Origin of the sequence: Nostoc sp. KVJ20 (assembly GCF_001712795.1) — a bacterium.
Classification (GTDB): domain Bacteria; phylum Cyanobacteriota; class Cyanobacteriia; order Cyanobacteriales; family Nostocaceae; genus Nostoc.
Map to the genome: position 1 here is coordinate 26,142 of NZ_KV757721.1, position 18,130 is coordinate 44,271.

At 44.0% G+C, this 18,130-nt stretch carries 14 protein-coding genes and 1 pseudogene; 6 read left to right on the top strand and 9 right to left on the bottom strand.

All coding sequences use genetic code 11. From position 1 onward, the window contains the following. Positions 1–62: 62 nt before the first annotated feature. Entirely contained in the window at positions 63–701 is a 639-nt protein-coding gene (locus tag A4S05_RS31775; protein WP_069073756.1) for a glutathione S-transferase family protein, read from the top strand. A 108-nt stretch (positions 702–809) separates the two neighbouring features. Here A4S05_RS31775 and A4S05_RS31780 read toward each other — a convergent pair whose 3' ends face one another. The 4 genes and pseudogenes from A4S05_RS31780 to A4S05_RS31790 all read right to left on the bottom strand — a co-directional run bounded on the left by A4S05_RS31780 (position 810) and on the right by A4S05_RS31790 (position 2,389). Beyond that, positions 810–1,178, bottom strand: coding sequence for a hypothetical protein (locus tag A4S05_RS31780; RefSeq protein WP_069073757.1), 369 nt, complete (start codon positions 1,176–1,178; stop codon positions 810–812). 88 nt (positions 1,179–1,266) lie between these two features. After that, positions 1,267–1,557, bottom strand: coding sequence for a hypothetical protein (locus A4S05_RS43820; RefSeq protein ID WP_141699861.1), 291 nt, complete (start codon positions 1,555–1,557; stop codon positions 1,267–1,269). Between the two features lie 16 nt (positions 1,558–1,573). Continuing rightward, positions 1,574–1,693 (bottom strand): annotated as a pseudogene (locus tag A4S05_RS44375) (hypothetical protein); the annotation flags it as partial. Positions 1,694–1,804: 111 nt separating this feature from the next. Then, a complete protein-coding gene (locus tag A4S05_RS31790; protein ID WP_069073759.1) occupies positions 1,805–2,389 on the bottom strand; it encodes a CAP family protein in 585 nt (194 codons plus the stop codon). Positions 2,390–2,996: 607 nt separating this feature from the next. On the opposite strand from A4S05_RS31790, the gene A4S05_RS31795 reads away from it, so the two are divergent. Together A4S05_RS31795 and A4S05_RS31800 are read left to right on the top strand one after the other, a co-directional pair. Then, positions 2,997–4,388: a sensor histidine kinase gene (locus tag A4S05_RS31795; protein ID WP_069073760.1), complete on the top strand. Its 1,392-nt coding sequence runs from the start codon at positions 2,997–2,999 to the stop codon at positions 4,386–4,388. A gap of 283 nt (positions 4,389–4,671) precedes the next feature. Continuing rightward, positions 4,672–5,319, top strand: coding sequence for a response regulator (locus tag A4S05_RS31800; protein WP_069073761.1), 648 nt, complete (start codon positions 4,672–4,674; stop codon positions 5,317–5,319). Positions 5,320–6,100: 781 nt separating this feature from the next. On the opposite strand, the gene opcA is transcribed toward A4S05_RS31800, so the two are convergent. From opcA to A4S05_RS31825, 5 genes are all read right to left on the bottom strand, one after another. Further along, positions 6,101–7,474: a glucose-6-phosphate dehydrogenase assembly protein OpcA gene (gene opcA, locus A4S05_RS31805; protein WP_069073781.1), complete on the bottom strand. Its 1,374-nt coding sequence runs from the start codon at positions 7,472–7,474 to the stop codon at positions 6,101–6,103. Positions 7,475–7,591: 117 nt separating this feature from the next. After that, positions 7,592–9,121: a glucose-6-phosphate dehydrogenase gene (zwf, locus tag A4S05_RS31810; RefSeq protein WP_069073762.1), complete on the bottom strand. Its 1,530-nt coding sequence runs from the start codon at positions 9,119–9,121 to the stop codon at positions 7,592–7,594. Positions 9,122–9,246: 125 nt separating this feature from the next. Further along, positions 9,247–10,392 (bottom strand): transaldolase, encoded by a 1,146-nt coding sequence (tal, locus tag A4S05_RS31815; RefSeq protein WP_069073782.1) that lies wholly within the window; start codon positions 10,390–10,392, stop codon positions 9,247–9,249. Between the two features lie 485 nt (positions 10,393–10,877). Next, positions 10,878–11,927, bottom strand: a complete 1,050-nt coding sequence (gene fbp, locus A4S05_RS31820) for a class 1 fructose-bisphosphatase (protein WP_069073763.1) — start codon at positions 11,925–11,927, stop codon at positions 10,878–10,880. 255 nt (positions 11,928–12,182) lie between these two features. Further along, complete coding sequence (locus A4S05_RS31825) at positions 12,183–13,277, bottom strand: hybrid sensor histidine kinase/response regulator (protein WP_069073783.1); 1,095 nt, start codon at positions 13,275–13,277, stop codon at positions 12,183–12,185. Between the two features lie 650 nt (positions 13,278–13,927). Between A4S05_RS31825 and A4S05_RS31830 the strand changes: the two genes are divergently transcribed. The 3 genes from A4S05_RS31830 (at position 13,928) to thrB (ending at position 18,109) form a co-directional block, all read left to right on the top strand. Continuing rightward, a complete protein-coding gene (locus A4S05_RS31830; protein ID WP_069073764.1) occupies positions 13,928–14,647 on the top strand; it encodes a response regulator in 720 nt (239 codons plus the stop codon). A gap of 402 nt (positions 14,648–15,049) precedes the next feature. Then, complete coding sequence (locus A4S05_RS31835) at positions 15,050–16,738, top strand: NAD(P)H-quinone oxidoreductase subunit 4 (protein ID WP_069073765.1); 1,689 nt, start codon at positions 15,050–15,052, stop codon at positions 16,736–16,738. 456 nt (positions 16,739–17,194) lie between these two features. After that, positions 17,195–18,109 (top strand): homoserine kinase, encoded by a 915-nt coding sequence (gene thrB, locus A4S05_RS31840; RefSeq protein WP_069073766.1) that lies wholly within the window; start codon positions 17,195–17,197, stop codon positions 18,107–18,109. The last annotated feature ends 21 nt before the right edge of the window (positions 18,110–18,130 follow it).

Below are 18,130 nucleotides of genomic sequence, written 5' to 3' on the forward strand. Positions count from 1 at the left end.
TTAATTGAATTGGTATTAGCTCAGATTGGATAGTAATCAGCCACCAGAAGAGGAACCTTTTTATGATAACTGTGCATCATCTTAACAACTCGCGATCGCAGCGGGTGCTGTGGCTACTTGAGGAATTAGGTATTGAATATGAGATCAAATTCTATGAACGCGATCCAAAGACGATGATGGCGCCAGAGTCGCTGCGCCAAGTTCATCCCCTCGGTAAGTCACCAGTAATCACAGATGCAGACCTCACCATTGCTGAGTCGGGTGCAATTATCGAATACCTCGTTAATCGCTACGGCAATGGTCGCCTAGTTCCCGCATCTGATACACCGGAGCATCTGCGCTATACATATTGGCTGCATTACGCCGAAGGCTCTGCAATGCCACCGTTGGTAATGAGGCTGGTCTTGAACAATTTCGGGGAAGGAGACAGCAACGTAGTTAGGGGATTTGTTGCGCCCCAAATCAAACTTCACTTTGATTATATAGAAAGTGAATTACGTAAAAATACTTGGTTTACAGGTGAGGAATTCACCGCCGCCGATATCCAAATGAGCTTTCCCCTGGAAGTAGTCGTCATGCAAAAAGAAGATATCGAGAACCGGCCAAAGCTGAAAGAATTTGTAGATCGCATTCATGCGCGACCTGCTTACAAACGCGCCCTTGAGCGTGGAGGCGAGTATGACTTTATCATAAAGACGTGATAAATCGCCGTCTCTACAATAATTCCTTTGTAGGGACGGCGATTTATCGCGTCTCTTGCTCTTGGTGTAGAGCAAGAACACATCTAAAATGTGTTAATTTTTCCTAGCTCATGAAGCGACTAACTTTTTGCGGCTAGGACGCTTATGGTCTGATTTTTTCTTCAGTCCTACAGCTTGGGCTTGATCGCTATCCGAACCATATTGTCCGCGCACAACTTCTTTCATCGCTAATACCGCATTGTGAAATTCCCATTCTGCTAATCGCGCAGCATCAGCAGCAGCACGGTATAAAGTTAGTTTCTCAGTTTCGGCTTGTTGCTGGGCTAACATAGCCTGATAAGTTTGCTGTAAGTTAGTAGCAGAGGCATCAGCACGGGTTGTTTCATAAGTAGCGATCGTTTGCAAACCGTGCCATGAAGTCACATCTTCACTAATTACTTGAGGGCGCAAACGACGTGTTTTATCTTGGATAGGCATATCAGCATACTGTTGTAATCTACATATTTAATGTGCCCATTGCAACCCTAAAGCTAACAGTAAGATGAGATTTTTAGATAAAACAAGGTTAAACAAAGGGTAAGCTCGTTCTTGCAGGGCGATGCATCAAAGGTGCAAGGCGATGCATCAAAGGTGCAAGGCGATGTATCAAAGGTGCAGGGCGATGCATCAAAGGTGCAAGGCGATGCATCAAAGGTGCAAGGCAATGCATCAAAGGTGCAAGGCGATGCATCAAAGGTGCAGGTCGATGCATCAAAGGTGCAGGTCGATGCATCAAAGGTGCAAGGCGATGCATCAAAGGTGCAAGGCGATGCATCAAAGGTGCAAGGCGATGCATCAAAGGTGCAGGGCGATGCAACTAACCTACCGCCATAAAGTTGATCGTTGCCAGTACCGTCGTAGAGTAAATCATCACCATTGTCACCGACAAGTTTATCGTTCCTGTTTTCGGTAAATGAGTTATTTGTCCGGTGGGTAAATATTTGCCTAGTTATTTAGAAAAGTTGAATTTATGGATAATTAAGTTCGTAGTAAGCACTTTAGTGCTTAAAAAAATCAGCACTAAAGTGCTTACTACCAACCCTCAAAACTTGCTTGACAAAGTACTAAGGTTTGAGTACGTTATCAGGAAACTGCCCTTGCACATTCCCAGCAGGAGCGTACTGGCAGACCACATAGAAAGCGTTATAATTAGTACCTTCAATCGTTGCAGTGCCTTGTGCTGCACCACAGCCTAATTGCGTACTGCCCTTCCACACCACTTGAGTGAAATGCCCTGTTTCGCTAGAAAATCCGGGATTGGCGTAGTTATAGTCTTTAATTTCGTCGTACCACTCCTTAACTGCTGTGTTGCCAAGGGTGGTTGGTTCTACGGTGCTTTCTGTACTGTAAGAAGCGTATATGTTCTCTCCCACATTGTTGCGATTGGTACTGTGTTCAAATTCTCCACTACTGGCAATCTTCTCAGCCCAAGCTTGAGCGCTGGTATTTAGGGAATCACTGATGGTGATGTTAGGGCTTTTATGTGTGGCTCGATAAGTGTTGTGTTTAGACACAGCAGCGCTACGTAACTTTGCTAAGTCAATAGATGTCTCTCCAAAAACTGAGTTATTGCTCATGACTTCTGTGGCGATCGCAACGGTTAAAGCTGTAGCTGCTGTTAAAGTTAAAGTTGAAAATAATTTATTCATGGTTTTGTATATCTTGGGTTATGTTTTGCAGGTCAGTACAGCAAAGTTGCAGGTCAATGTAACTTTGCTGTAGATGAATGCAATAAAGGTGCAGGTTGATGCAACTTTGTTGCAGGTCAGTACAACAAAGGTGCAGGTTGATGCAACTTTTGGAAAACCTCTCGCCTAACGTATTGGCGCATCACTTTATCCTGGATTTCTCACAAGGGTGTGGGAGGTGTGGGAGGATGGGGAAGAAGTCTTACCCCCCACACTCCCCACACTCCCCACACTCCTTGGATTTCTCACAAGTGAGAAATCCAGGTTTTTGCACCTGTACGCTTTGATTGCAGAGGCGAGGCGATCGCCTACGGTGCATCGCCAAAGTTTTGCTTAAATCATTGACGTAATGGATTGTACAGCGATCGCCTTGATCAATGCATCGGATGGTTGTCCTATTTTTGACTAGGATCAATGACCTATAATGCACTAGGTCATTGATCCTATATATCTATAATTTTGTTCTGTTTTCTGATTTGCAGAATCAACATTCATCTGCGCGAGTAGCAGTAAAGTACGGTGAAATTACTGCGTTATCTATAAAACAAGTTTCTCGTGAAATTAGGTAATGACTATTATTTCAAGCCTTTTGGGTCTATTTGCTGGCATTTGCCTGTATGTTGGTCTATTACACCTACTAATCGCTTCTGCGCGATTAAAATCTGCGCTACACTTCTGTTTTGGGTTAACCTGCTTGCTGTCTGCTAGCTATATCTTGGCTCTTATAGCCAAATATAAAGTCACTGATGTAGAAGATTATATAAATGCTAGAAAATTGGCATCTTCCTTAGGGTTTCTTTTCACAATTGCTTGTGTCTGGTTTGTGGCTTTATATACTAAATTTAAGCCAGTACGCCTACTGTTGGCACTAAATAGCCTCTACATCATCTGCATCTTAATTAACAAAGTTTCACCAACTGGGATTCTCTACTCCCAGATTAGTAGGTTATCAAGCATCTCTTTGCCTTGGGGCGAACCAATTACCTACCCAGAAGGTACACTCAATCCCTTAGTCGGGTTCCAATTCTTAGCTTTAATCAGTAATGTAGTTTTTGTTTTTTACGCCTGTTACCGTCAATATCAACGTGGTGAAAAGCAAGCTGCAATGATTTTGGCTTTGAGTCTGGCGATTTTTGTCGGAACTGTTCAATGCGATCGCTTAGTGGATTTGGGAGTGTTCAAATCTCTATACCTTAGCGAATATGGATTTATGTCCTTCGTGATAATTATGAGTCTACGCCTAAGGAAGGAGTTGATACAAGCGGTGAAGCTACGGGAACAATTGATTGAAAGCGAACAGCTACGGAAGATTGCTGTGGAAGTGGAGCGAAATCGTCTCGCCCGCGATTTACACGATTCAGTATCGCAGACATTGTTTACCGTGGTGACAATTGCCGAAGCTTTACCTAGAGTCTGGCAACGCAACCCAGAGACAGCCCAACAGGGATTAGAAGAACTCGCCCAATTGACACAAGGGGCGTTAGCAGAAATGCGGAATCTATTGATTGAGTTGCGTCCCAACGGGTTGGTAGAGAAACCTTTAGGTGAATTGCTACAGCAGTTAACTAAAGGAATTCAAGAACGGGCAAGTTTACAGATAATAACGACGGTGGAAGACGATCATCGCTCTTTGTCTAATGAAGTGAAGCTTGTTTTCTACCGGATTACTCAAGAGGCACTGAATAATATTATTAAATATGCCAAAGCAACCCAAGTATCAGTCAGTCTCCGCAACGATTCACAGGAAATAGTCTTGCGTATTAGTGATAATGGCTGTGGTTTTGACTCCGACAAAATACCATCTGGTCATTTGGGCATAGCAATTATGAAAGAACGGGCTGAGTCCATCGGCGCTATTTTCCATTTGTCAAGCTATCCAGGGAAGGGGACTGAGATTGTCTTGAGTTGGTCAACCGCTATCAATAAAATAGGGAGTGGGGAGCATAAAATTAGGCGTTAAGCATTGGGTATAAATAAAGTTAACTATTAAAAGTGTAATTTGTTCTTTTTGATTGCTTATTGGTAAGAGTTTTAGGCGTATTTACTTTTTGTAATATAGTTATGTTTATTTCAATCGAGTTACTGAGAAAAGACAGACTTAATATATAACGTAAGATTTTTCCGTGATTGACTGGCGATAAATAAAAAATTAAAGATTAAGAATCTCACGTATAAATACTGAAAATGGAAGAATAATGTAATGTAAATGTATTAAAAATAGTTTTAATATCCCGGATTTATATATGGAAAAAGATAAATCATTGCGACCGATTCGGGTGATTACTGTTGACGATCATGAAATCCTACGCGGAGGTATTAAATTTGTCTTGCTGGCGTTTGATGACATTCAATTAGTGGGTGAAGCGCGTAATGGAAATGAAGCAGTACATTTGTGCGAACAGTTGCAGCCAGATGTAGTGTTAATGGATTTGATGATGGTGGGAATGAATGGGGCAGAAGCAACAAGAGCTATCCGCAAAAAATACCCAGAAATTCAAGTTTTAATTTTGACGAGTTTTCTAGCGAATGACTTGGTACAGCAAGCAATGCAAGCCGGAGCCATTGGCTACCTGCTTAAAGGTATCTCGATTGATGAGTTGGCGGATGCCATACGAGCCGCTGCGATCGGTCGGTCTATGTTGGCAGCAGAGGTGATTCAGGCTTTGCTGCAACCGAGCAAACTGTCATCTGCACCTGTCTATGATCTGAGCAAACGACAAGAAGAGGTTTTAGCACTACTGGCTTTAGGATTGAGTAATGACGCGATCGCTCAACGGATGAAACTGAGTCCTTCTACTATTAGGCATCATGTCAGCCAGGTACTAAATAAGTTAGGAGTAACGAACCGTACCGAGGCTGCAACTACAGCAGTTCGAGTCGGATGTGTTTAATATTGGTGAATCAACTTAGTTACTTTTGAATATTTTAATATTGCAAAGTTTTAAGATAATTGATTTTAACAAGAGTAGTAGCGATACCTACGGTGGGCTACGCCAACGCTACTACTCTTGTCACGCCAATAGGCTAATAGGACTTACGCACTGTACAACTTAATCATGGTATGCATATACGAAAATGGGTCGTTTCAGCCTTTTATTAATCGTTCTTCGATGGTCATCTGTAGGGGTTTAGCAATGCTAAACTCCTACGACAGACGTGCTTTTTCAAAGAACCCATATTTGGTATTTTCTGTCAATGCGTAAGTCCTAGCTAATTAATTTTTACAACTTTGATGCATCAAAGTTGCAGCCTAGTAGGGGGCAATAGCTCTCGGTTAAAGCAAGAGACGCGATAAATCAGGACTTTGGTATCTCAATACAGTTCAGATAAGACCAAAACACTTGTAGAGACGGCGATTTATCGCGTCTCAAAAACCAAGGAGAATAAAAAAACCCTCCAGATTATTGAAATATCCAAAAATCTGAAGAGTTTGTGTTTGATTTTCGCATTTGGTAACTCGTAGCCCAAAGGGAGAGGCTAACCGCCAACGCAGAGCGTCTCGTAGAGAAGGGGGTTTCCCCCATGAGTGACTAACGATAGCGCAGCGTTACTGAGTCTCATCTACGACACGCTACGCCAGCGTCTCCGTTAGGAAAGGGGCCAGACTTTTAGTCCTTGACTTGAGCGCTAAAGCGTTCACTACAAAGCAAGCATTGTTGTCTTGCCAGAGTACTAGTGTGTTTCCAATTTGAAAATACTCGCTGTAATTCCCAGACTTTCTTCAAACAGTGACTCGCGTCCCCAACGTTGTACCTGCTGACTCAGCAATGCTTCCGCCTTTTGTTCCGAAAGTGAAGTCACCTGTTGAAACAGACCGGCAGATTGGGCGCCACCGTGGGTTTCCATCCGCATACAGCCACCAGTTTCCGAGCAAATTACAGTACCACAGTCTGCCTTGGGATTTGTCGAACTGAGGCGCAAGGCAATCAAGTCACCAGCAATCTCACCCACATCAGCAAGGGGAACACCCGCTAATTCGGTTTCCACTTGCCGTTGGTCTTGGGCAATAAAACGAATGCGAGTGATGTCATAATCTCCCGTTTCCTTTTCATAAGAAACTGGCTGCCATTCTAGACGACTTGCCAGCCAACCCAAAAACAGCAAAGCTTGTGCAGGGTTGCCTTTTTCGTAATCAATAGTTACTCGGTCAACTTCTCTGAGGGCCGCCCGACGGTGAGGTGAGTCGTAGGCTTCGGCCGTCAATTCCTGCCAAGCTGAGAGGCGACGCCAGTTGAGGTCAGCCAGAGGAACCCCACTTTCCACCAATTCTTGGAGGCGGAGTAAATCGCTTTCTGGCTCGTTAAAGCGGCAAGAATCCACAATTACATTATTACAAACTGCTGCCAGCCGCTTGAATAGAGTGTTGTTGGGGACTGGCGTTGCTTTCCACCAAAGAAACTTCGGTAAGCCACCAATCAACAATGCTGGAATCAAGCCACCTATGCGTTCCAAAGCAGCAGCAGTTCCACTAAGAGTTATGTATTCGCAGCAAATTAGTGTACTTGACGATTGCTTTTGGATGGGGCAATAAGCAGAAACTTGAGCCTTGACTCCTTCATCTTCGCCAGCAATGGGAAACAGCGCAATAATCCGACAAGGGTTGCGGAGGGCGATTTCATCGGCAATTCTGGGGCTTGGGGCATTTAAGCTGGGGAGTTCAATAGAATTATTATCCCCACCAGCCCCGTTTCCTTGACGCTTGGTGAATTCTTCTCTCAAGATAGCCAAAGTTTCAGGTGTTGCTGTGCCAGTATCCGGCAGTCCATATTTTGTCTGCACTTGCCGCAAAGCAGCTACCATCTGAGGCCCTAAAATTCCGTCAAGCGGGCCGTTGTAAAATCCCAAACTAGCCAAAAGATATTGGGTTTCTTCTGGTTCGTAAACCACTAAGCTAAATGTCGTGGCCCGAGTCGCAGCAGGAAGCCCACCGTCCTCACCAGTAATGCCGTAACTTTGCCAAATTTGATTAAGTTCCGCCTCTATTTCGTTAAGCGAAATATCTTTTGGCGCCTGAAGTGAAAAAATTGTAGAAGCTTGGGGAGCCATAGGAAGTTTTGGATTTTGGATTTTGGATTTTGTCATTTGTCATCTGTCATTTGTCATCTGTCATTTGTGTTTTTACTAGTGACTAATGACCAATGACTAATGACTAATGACTAATATTTAGAGTCTGCGCCAGCGGCGGCCATCTTGGTTAATTAACAATTCTGCTTCGGCTGGTTCCCAGGTACCGGCTTCGTACTGGGGAATAGTATTTGCGTCGGCGGGTGCATCCCAAACGGAAAGGGCTGGTGTTACTACCTGCCAAGCTGCTTCTACTTCGTCTGCGCGGGTGAACAATGTTTGATCGCCCATCATACAATCAAGGAATAAGCGATCGTAGGCATCAGATGTTGCTTGGATGCCAAAGGAACCATAACTAAAGTCCATATCAACGGAACGGGTGCGGAATTCTGCCCCCGGCATTTTCACATCAAAACGCAGGGAAATACCTTCATTTGGCTGAATCCGCATCGTCAAAATATTGGCGTTTGTCTGTTGGGCAGCCGATTGGAACATCCGAGATGGAACTTCGCGGAAGTGAATGGCAATCTCACTGACTTTTTTCGGCATCCGCTTTCCGGTACGCAAGTAGAAAGGAACACCTTTCCAGCGCCAGTTGTCTACCAAAAACTTCATGGCGACGTATGTGGGTGTGGTGGAGTTGGGATCAACACCTGGTTCTACTCGATACCCTGGCACTGCTTGACCCTTCATCCAGCCAGCACTATATTGACCACGGACTGCTGACCGCGACAGATTGTGAACATCAGCTAGACGAGTAGCTTGGAGTACCTTCACTTTTTCTGTGCGGATGCTGTCGGCATCCATTGCGTTGGGTGCTTCCATCGCCGTTAGGCAGTAAAGTTGCATGAGGTGATTTTGCAACATATCCCGTAGTGCGCCGGCGCTTTCATAGTAACCAGCCCGGTCTTCCACTCCCACGGTTTCTGCCACGGTAATTTGCACGTGGTCAACAAATTGACGATTCCACAACGGCTCAAAAATCGCATTGGCAAAGCGAAACACCAGCAAATTCTGGACTGTTTCTTTACCCAAGTAGTGATCAATCCGGTATACTTGGTTTTCTTTACAATATTTCTGTACCACTTGGTTAAGACTTTGGGCAGAAGCCAAGTCTCGACCAAAGGGTTTTTCAACTACTAGACGATGTTTGTAGGGATCTTCTAGCATCCCGGCGCTTCCTAGCTGCTTAATAGCTTCAGGAAAGAATGAGGGGGCAACTGAGAGGTAGAACATGCGATTACCTCGCGTGCCCCGTTTTTCGTCTAATTCACTCAATAAGTTTTTTAGTTTCTGGTAGCCTTCGGGGTTGTCTATATCCCCAGGACTGTAAAACAGACCTTGAGAGAAGTCTTGCCAGAGTTCCCCTAAATCGACATCAGGATGCGCCTCTTCCATGCCCTTTTGCATTTGTTCACGGAAGTATTCGTGGCTCCATTCTCGACGTGCCACACCGACAATGGTCGTTTCTGGGGGAATACGCCGTTCTCGCCGCAATTTGTAAAGCGCTGGCACTAGTTTGCGCCAGGTGAGATCACCAGAAGCGCCAAAAATGACTATAATCTGGGGTTCAGGCATCCCTTGTTGTTGCAGACCAACGCGCAAGGGATTTTCTAGCAGACTAACCATAACAATTTTGGATTTTGGATTTGGTACTAGGATTGGGGAAAGGGGAAGGGGGAAAGGGGAAGGGGGAAAGGGGAAGAATTATACCTTTACCCTTTACCCTTTAACCTTTTCCCCTCTTCTGTTCCCTACACTGGTGACAATACCTTGATCTTGTCTTCTAAAGAGTTCATCAAGGACTGGAAGGGCTGGATAAACTTGTCAATGCCTTCAACTAACAGTTCATCCATGACGTTATCGAGATCGATGTTGATGTCGGGATCTTTGAGGTTTTCGATCAGCGTGTAAGCTTTGTCTAAATCTGTTTCTAAGGGATTGCTTACGTTACAATGATCGGCACAAGCTTTAATGGTCGCTGGTGGAACGGTGTTGACAGTATCAGCGCCAATCAACTCTTCGACATACATCACGTCTCTGTAGTTGGGGTCTTTGGTGCTGGTGCTAGCCCAAAGTAGCCGCTGTACTTTGGCTCCTTTTGCTGCCAAATCTTGCCAACGCTCACTTCTGATGATTTTCTTGTATTCTTGGTACGCAATCTTAGCGTTAGCGATCGCTACTTTTCCTTTAACAGCTCTTAGCTTTGCTTCCACGGAAATATCATCAACGCCTTTTTTCAACTTAGCATCAATCTTGCCGTCGATGTTGCTATCAATCCGGCTGAGGAAGAAGCTGGCGACTGAAGCAATTCTACTAATGTCCTTACCCTCAGCCACCCGTTTTTCTAAGCCACGAATATAAGCCAAAGCTGTGTTGATATAGCTTTCTACAGAAAATAGTAACGTAATATTGACATTCATACCATCTGCGATCGCCTGTTCCACTGCTGGCAAACCTGGTTCTGTACCGGGAATTTTAATCATCAAATTTTCCCGATCAATTTCTTGGAAATAGCGTTGGGCTTCGGCTATTGTGGCTTCAGTATCATGAGCAATGGTTGGCGGGACTTCGATACTCACATAACCATCTAGTCTATCCGAGGCTTCATAAACAGGGCGTAAAATATCACAGGCGTTACGGATATCTTTAAAAACTAGGGATTCGTAAATTTTGTATGTCGGTAAGCCAGCCCGGACTCCGGCTTCGATATCGGCATCATAAATAACGTTACCAGCGATCGCTTTTTCAAAGATAGCTGGGTTAGAGGTAATCCCAGATATACCTTGATTTTCCACCAGGTCTTTGAGTTCGCCTGATTGAATAATGTCACGAGTCAAATTATCCATCCAGATACTTTGACCGTATTGCTTAATTTCTAGTAGATGATTGGTAGCCATAGCTCTAATTTGTTTCACTCCTGTATAGTGATGTCGCCAAGTGAAGTTGGCAAAACCCATCAAATGTTGATGGTGACTTTTGAATTGTGGCGTTGCCAACCACTTATCGCATCGGCCAGCTGAGATAATCTTTAATACATCTTTAAGAAGTGCTACTCTGCATTCCCAATCCTAAATCACCATGATTAACTTTTAATTAATGCCATAGGCTAGACGCATCCTTGATACTTTTGTTACCGTCTTTTAGTGCTGTATGGCAAAAATAACTATTGAACTATGGAGTTGAAAAATTTCAGAAGTCTAATTTACAAGCTTTTTTCTCCTATCTCTGTCTTTAAAGTGCTGAGTCCTGTACATAGATAGCGGGGCATTGAGCCAGTGCTAAGTGCTAAGAAAAAATATTAGTCCCTACTCCCTAGTCCCTAGTCCCCAGTCCCCAGTCCCTAGTTCCCAGTCCCCAGTCCCCAGTCCCTTGCTTTCTACAACTAGTGTCCGTTTTGAATAAAAGACTCCACCTTTGCGACATCCTCTTTGCTACCAATAATTAAAGGCGTGCGCTGATGCAGTTTTTTTGGCACCACATCCAAGATATTTACCAGTCCTGTAGTAGCACGGCCGCCTGCTTGCTCAATCAAAAAGGCGAGAGGAGCGGTTTCATACAGCAAGCGCAATTTACCTTCTGGGTTTTGAATTGTCCCTGGGTAGAGAAATACACCGCCTTGAACCAAAATTCTATGGATATCGCTGACCATTGCGCCGCTATAACGAGCGCTGTAGCCTTCTGTACGATGAACGTAGCGGATGTATTCTCGAATCGATTCTTCCCACTGCCAGAAGTTACCTTCGTTCACACTATACACAGAACCGTGGTTAGGAATCTTAATATTCTCTTCTGTGAGAATAAACTCTCCTAAGCTGGGATCGAGGACAAAGGAATGAACGCCCTTACCTATAGTATAAACCAGCATTGTGCAGGGGCCATACAGGATGTATCCGGCAGCAAGCTGCTTACGTCCGTTGGTGAGGAGGTCAGTTGCTTTACCATCGCTATCATTTCCTTCTTGTTGGCGAATAGCGAAAATGGAACCTAAGCTGAGATTGTTATCAGTGTTAGATGAGCCATCAATTGGGTCATACAGCAGGGTATAGCGGCCAATGGGGCAATTTTCCGGGATGTAGTAGGGATTTTCCATTTCCTCAGAAGCGAGGCGACAGACTAAGCCGCTTTGCTTAAACACTGAGATAAATACATCATTAGCGTAGACATCCATCTTTTTGACGGATTCGCCTTGGACATTAACTTCTCCAGTAAATCCAAGAACGCCTTCCATTAAACCAGCGCGACTCATGCGCCGAGCAACCAGTTTGCCGGCCAAGGCGATGCGATTCATCAGCGCACTTAAATCTTGTGCATCTGGCGAAAAACTCTGAAGTTGTTGGAGAACGTGACGGGATAAGGTTGTACAATCACGATCTAAGGCTCTGTCTGTAGCATCGTAAGTAGATAAGTCCAAAGATTCTGGCGCTTTTGTCATTTTTATGTTCTCCGCAGCCACTAGCTGTTAGTTGGGTTTTAGTCATCTATAGCAACTTATAGTTGCTGCTTCTATCTTAGAAAGGTAATTTGATAACTTAGATGCGGCTTTAGATAAACTAAAGAAATGAATCTTTATTTTTAGAGAGCAATTCTCTTAAAACGTTACTCATCTTTAGAAAGTTCAACCCACGACTTTGCTCATCAGGATTTCTCCTCTTTAGCCAAGACGAGGTTTTTCTATGAATCCCTACTTTTAGTTTTCGCCAGCTATCGGTAGACGGATAGTGAATGTACTACCCTGCCCTGGTTCAGATATGACATCGATTGTGCCTTGATGTGCTTCGATAATGTAGCGAGATAGATATAGCCCCAAACCACTACCAGAACGTTGGTGTTTTCCTTGACGAAATCGCTCGAATAATCTTTCTTGGTCTGGTTTAGAAATTCCTGGCCCCGTATCTTGGATATCAATAGTCACATCTGCCGGAGTGAGGTAGCAGTGAATATCTACAGAGCCTTTGTCTGTAAATTTGATAGCATTGCCGATGATGTTTGTCAATACTCGTCGCAGTTCTACGCGATCGCCCATGATGGTGATTGCAGTTTCATCTCGATCAATATTTACAGCTAATCCTTTTTCTTCAGCTAAGGGAGTTAATTCTAGGGAAACTTCACTAACTAATTCCTGAATATTGCAGGGAGAAATTTTTAAGGTTTTACAGCCCGCTTCATGACGATAAACTTCTAGCAAAGTATTTACCATTTCCAGCAGGTCTTGATTGCTGCCAATCATGGTATCAATTATTTCTTGCAACTGTGGCGAAACTTCGCAAAATCTGCCTTCTAGCAATAATTTTAATACGCGGTTGGAGGCTACCAGTGGTATACGTAAATCGTGAGTAAAACGCGAGACAAAATCTGCCCGGAGATTAGCCATCTGATCTCGTTCATCGATACTATGCTTGAGGCGCAGGAGCGATCGCACCCGTGCATGTAGTTCATCAGGATCGAATGGTTTACGAATAAAGTCATCTGCACCAGCATCGAGTCCTTCCACAACGCTAGACTGATAGTGAGCCGTGAGCAGCAGAATGGGGATAAATGGCAACGCCTGATTTTGCCGGACGCGGCGAGTAAATTCATAGCCATCGATCTCCGGCATCATCACATCTAAGAGAATTATGTCTGGGAGTAACTCCTCAACCATAGCCAGAGCAACTTTGCTATCTTCCACCAAGCTAATTTCATAGTCCTCATCTTCTAGGACTGCTTCTAACACCAGTAGATTGTCAAAAACATCATCGACAATGAGAATTTTATCTTTTTTGACAGTTTTAGTTAAAGACATGGCTAAATAAAAAAAGAAGTGCTTGGCTATCGCTAGCAAATCTAGTAATAGCTTACTTCACCAGCGCTGACACGATTAAGGATTCACATTTTCCTTTAAAATTTTCCGAGTCTAATCTCTTTTTAAGTAACTACACGCACATAATATTGCAATATGCAGCACATGGTAATGTCGATTACCTTTTGAGACATCGACCTCTGCGTGGGTGGAGAAATTCCTCCAAGTAAGTCAAGTCATGGAAAGAGAAAACCCAAGAAAGAAGTAATTCTTGGAATCCTATTGGGTATCTTCCGTGGGAGGATGTCAGGGGATAAGGTTATGGGGTTAATTACATGAGGTATATCATAGTCTCCTCCTCTTGCTAAGGTGCAGGGGTTGGGGTTGGGGTAGAACCCGGATTTCTCACTCATAGTGTGGGAGGTGTGGGAGGTTTTGCTTTTTTCTATCTCCCCACACTCCTTGGATTTCTCACTTGCGAGAAATCCAGGTTTGTACCTCACTCAAGCAAGAACTGCCATATTTATGCCCAATGGTAGATGAAGTTCAGGGAACAATACCAAAGGGATTGCTTTTTGTATAAGATACCGAATAGAAGAACGAGATTATTTTAATCTGTACTTTGAGATAAATAACAGTAAAGTTAAGCAACTATGAGTGAAATCAAGATCCTTGTGATTGAAGATCACAACCTGACAAGAATCGGTTTACGGTCTGCCTTACAAACCCAGCCAGAGTTTAATATTGTTGGTGAAGCAGCCAATGCAACTGATGGCATCAAGCTTCTGAAAAGTCTCAAGCCAGATGTTGCTACTATTGACATTGGTTTGCCTGATATGGATGGTATTGAGCTAACACGCACATTTAGGCAATATCAAGCAGAAAATGAAGACTATACAACAAAGCTGCTCATTTTAACGATGCAGAATAGTGAACAGGCAGTTTTAGCAGCGTTTGCAGCAGGTGCAGATTCTTATTGCATGAAGGATATCGAAACTGAGAAACTAGTAGAAGCTGTGCAAACTACATACTCAGGTAGCTCATGGATTGATCCAGCGATCGCAGACCTTGTACTACAACAAATACGTCAAGATTTCCCCGATGGCAGCAGAGGCGCATCTGGAAAAAGAGTCTTGATTGAAGGTATTGACCCAGATACAGAGAAAAGTATAGTCAGCTATCCTTTAACTCACAGAGAGATGGATGTTTTAGAGTTGATTGTCGCCGGCTGTGACAATGCAGAAATTGCGAAAAGGCTCTATTTAACAGTCGGTACTGTCAAAACTCATGTTCGAGGTATTCTCAATAAACTCTGTGTTGCTGACCGGACACAGGCTGCCGTCCGTGCTTTGCGGGCTGGATTAGTCCCGTGAGCAATTCAGAAGGCAGGAGGCAGAAGGCAGGAGGCAGGAGGGAACTCACGTTTAAAAAGGTGGGATTGAAGTAAGTACGCCAAGTTTTCTCGTGCTACGCATCTCGACACATTTTTTTATACTAGTGGGCTGCTAGACCCACAACTAAAGTTTTTATTAATGCTTCTTTCCTTCTGCCCTCTGCCTTTCTTTCTAAATAGCCATCATGAACTGCGTACACAAGACTAGATTATAATCTTTCTTCCCCAGTCCCCAGTCGCCATTTTCAAGTCAATTGTCTTTGAGTCAAAGCGGTTAACTGGGATAAAGACTTATGGTTAACTGGGATAAAGACTTATGAAGAAATTGTTACAAAGTTTAGTACAATGACATCATCCCAAATAAGTATTTTTTCTCATATACATGATAGCGGATCAATTTCCCTGGCTTACCGCAATTGTCTTGCTGCCACTCATTGCTTCCCTGCTCATCCCTGTGCTGCCTGATAAAGATGGTAAGCGCGTTCGATGGTATGCATTGGGTGTAGGGATTGCAGACTTTGCCTTAATGTGCTACGCCTTTTGGAAACATTATGATGCTAGCAGTGCTAGTTTTCAACTTGTAGAAAGTTATGCCTGGATGCCTCAGTTGGGTCTTAACTGGGCGGTATCAGTCGATGGACTATCAGTACCACTTGTGCTGCTAGCAGGATTTGTCACCACACTCTCGATGTTTTCGGCTTGGCAAGTTGATCACCGCCCTCGCCTCTTCTATTTTTTGATGCTGGTGCTGTATTCTGCACAAGTAGGGGTATTCGTTGCCAAAGACTTGCTGCTATTTTTCATTATGTGGGAAGTAGAGCTAATCCCCGTCTACCTACTAGTCTGCATTTGGGGTGGGCAAAGGCGGCGTTATGCGGCTATGAAATTTTTGTTGTATACCGCAGCAGCTTCTATATTTATTTTAGTGGCAGCCTTGGCAATGGGTTTATACGGCGGTGGTGATATGACATTTGACATCACCGCCCTCGCCAAGAAGGAATATCCCCTTGGACTACAACTGCTACTTTATGCAGGGTTACTGGTTGCATTTGGTGTCAAACTTGCTGTTTTCCCGATGCACACCTGGTTACCTGATGCCCACGGCGAAGCATCATCTCCTGTATCAATGATTTTGGCTGGTGTGTTACTGAAGATGGGTGGATATGGACTAATTCGCCTGAATCTTGAGTTGCTTCCCGATGCCCACATTTACTTTGCGCCGGTTCTAGCTATTCTGGGTGTTGTCAACATTATCTATGGTGCATTGAACTCCTTTGCTCAGACCAATATGAAGCGGCGTTTGGCTTATTCGTCGATTTCTCACATGGGGTTTGTACTGCTTGGGATTGCCTCATTCACTGATTTAGGAATCAACGGCGCGATGTTGCAGATGATTTCGCATGGTTTGATTGCATCAGTGCTGTTTTTCTTAGCGGGCGTTACTTACGATCGCACCCACACAATGGTAATGAAAGATATGGGCGGTATTGGTCAAGCCATGCCCAAAGTCTTTGCCCTGTTTACAATCTCCGCGATGGCATCCCTAGCGCTTCCCGGTATGAGCGGCTTTGCTGGCGAACTCTCGGTATTCGTTGGGATGACAAGCAGTGACGTTTACAGTTCAACTTTCTGCACCGTCACAGTTTTTCTCGCCGCAGTTGGAGTTATTCTCACACCGATTTATCTACTTTCCATGCTGCGAGAAGTGTTTTATGGGAAAGGTGCAGCACTCATCTGCGACATTAATAACGCCAGCTTGGAAAATCAAGAAGATGACGGAACAGTTTGTTTTGGTACAGACTGTTTCGTGCCAGAAGATGCAGTCTACGAGGATGCTAGACCCCGTGAGGTGTTTATCGCTGCCTGTTTTCTGCTGATGATTGTTGGCATTGGTTTCTATCCCAAAATGGCGATGCAGATGTACGACGTGAAGACTGTCGCAGTCAATGCTAATCTTCGCCAGTCTTATGCCATAGTCTCGCAAACAAATCCCCAGATTTATGCTAAGAGATTCTTGGCTCCGCAAATTTCCGAGGTTGAAGTAGCACCCGTTTTGGGAACTTTGAAGTAAGTTTTTTGACCAAAAGACTTGTCGAAAAGAGCTATCTCTAGATATCTTTCTGAAGAATAACAAAGTATTGATAGCCGCTCAGTATGAGTAGGCTATCAATTTCAAATAATTCTCAAATAGTTAATATAAATAATCAATATATAGCCTAATATTAACACTATTTTTCAATCATTACGTAAAAAATAGTGTTAATAAAACGTCAATACTCAGATGAGTATGCAAACTACCACAACAGATAATTAGATCGCTAATACCAATTTTGTATGAAGCTGCATAGAATTAGATCCCCCCTAGCCCCCCTTAAAAAGAGGGGAACTGGAAAAACATCTATCAAAGTCCCCCTTTTTAAGGGGGATTTAGGGGGATCGAGATATGTGCAACTTCACATTAAATTGGTATAAGAAACAAATCAACCCTTTACATGGGATGCTAGTTGATGATTAGTGAGTTTTACCAATGTCTCTTGTTTCTGCCATCACTGTTACTGTTCCTGCCACAACTGCGAATTTGGGGCCTGGTTTTGATTGCATCGGTGCAGCATTAAAGCTGTACAACGAGTTCAAGTTCACTCGCCTAGAAGAGGGCGGGTTAACTATTCATGTCACGGGTTCGGAAGCTGAACGAGTCCAAACTGATGAGAGTAATCTCCTTTACCAAGCCTTTGTCAAGTTCTATCAGCATATAGAGCAGACGCCGCCAACTGTGAAAATAGAGATTAAATTAGGTGTGCCGTTGGCGAGGGGTTTGGGTAGTTCGGCGACAGCAATTGTTGGTGGGTTAGTTGCTGCGAATCAACTGGAGGGTGCGCCGATGAGTCAGTCGCAGGTGATGGAGTTAGCGATCGCAATGGAAGGACATCCTGATAATGTAGTTCCAGCTTTGTTGGGAGGATGTCGTCTTGCTGCTACCAGTGGTACAGCTTGGGAAATTTGTGATGTTCCTTGGCATAAAGATGTTGTACCAGTTGTGGCTATTCCTAATTTTGAACTTTCTACTTCAGAGGCGCGGGGCGTTCTCCCCACTGAGGTCAGTCGCGCCGATGCGATTTTCAATACAGCACATTTGGGCTTATTATTACGCGGCTTGGAAACTGGTAACGGACAATGGTTAAAGACGGCTTTGCAAGATAGATTGCATCAGCCCTATCGCAAAGCTTTGATTCCTGGTTATGATGCTCTCAACATCGCAGCTGTTAGTGCTGGTGCTTATGGTATGGTAATTAGTGGTGCGGGGCCGACACTGTTAGCTTTGGCAGATAAATTACACTCGGAGGCTGTGGAGGCGGCGATGTTAGCTGCTTGGCAAGAAGAAGGAATTACAGCCGAGGTGCGATCGCTTTCTCTCGATACCCAAGGTGCAAAAAGCTTTTAACAAATCAGATAACTATTTTAC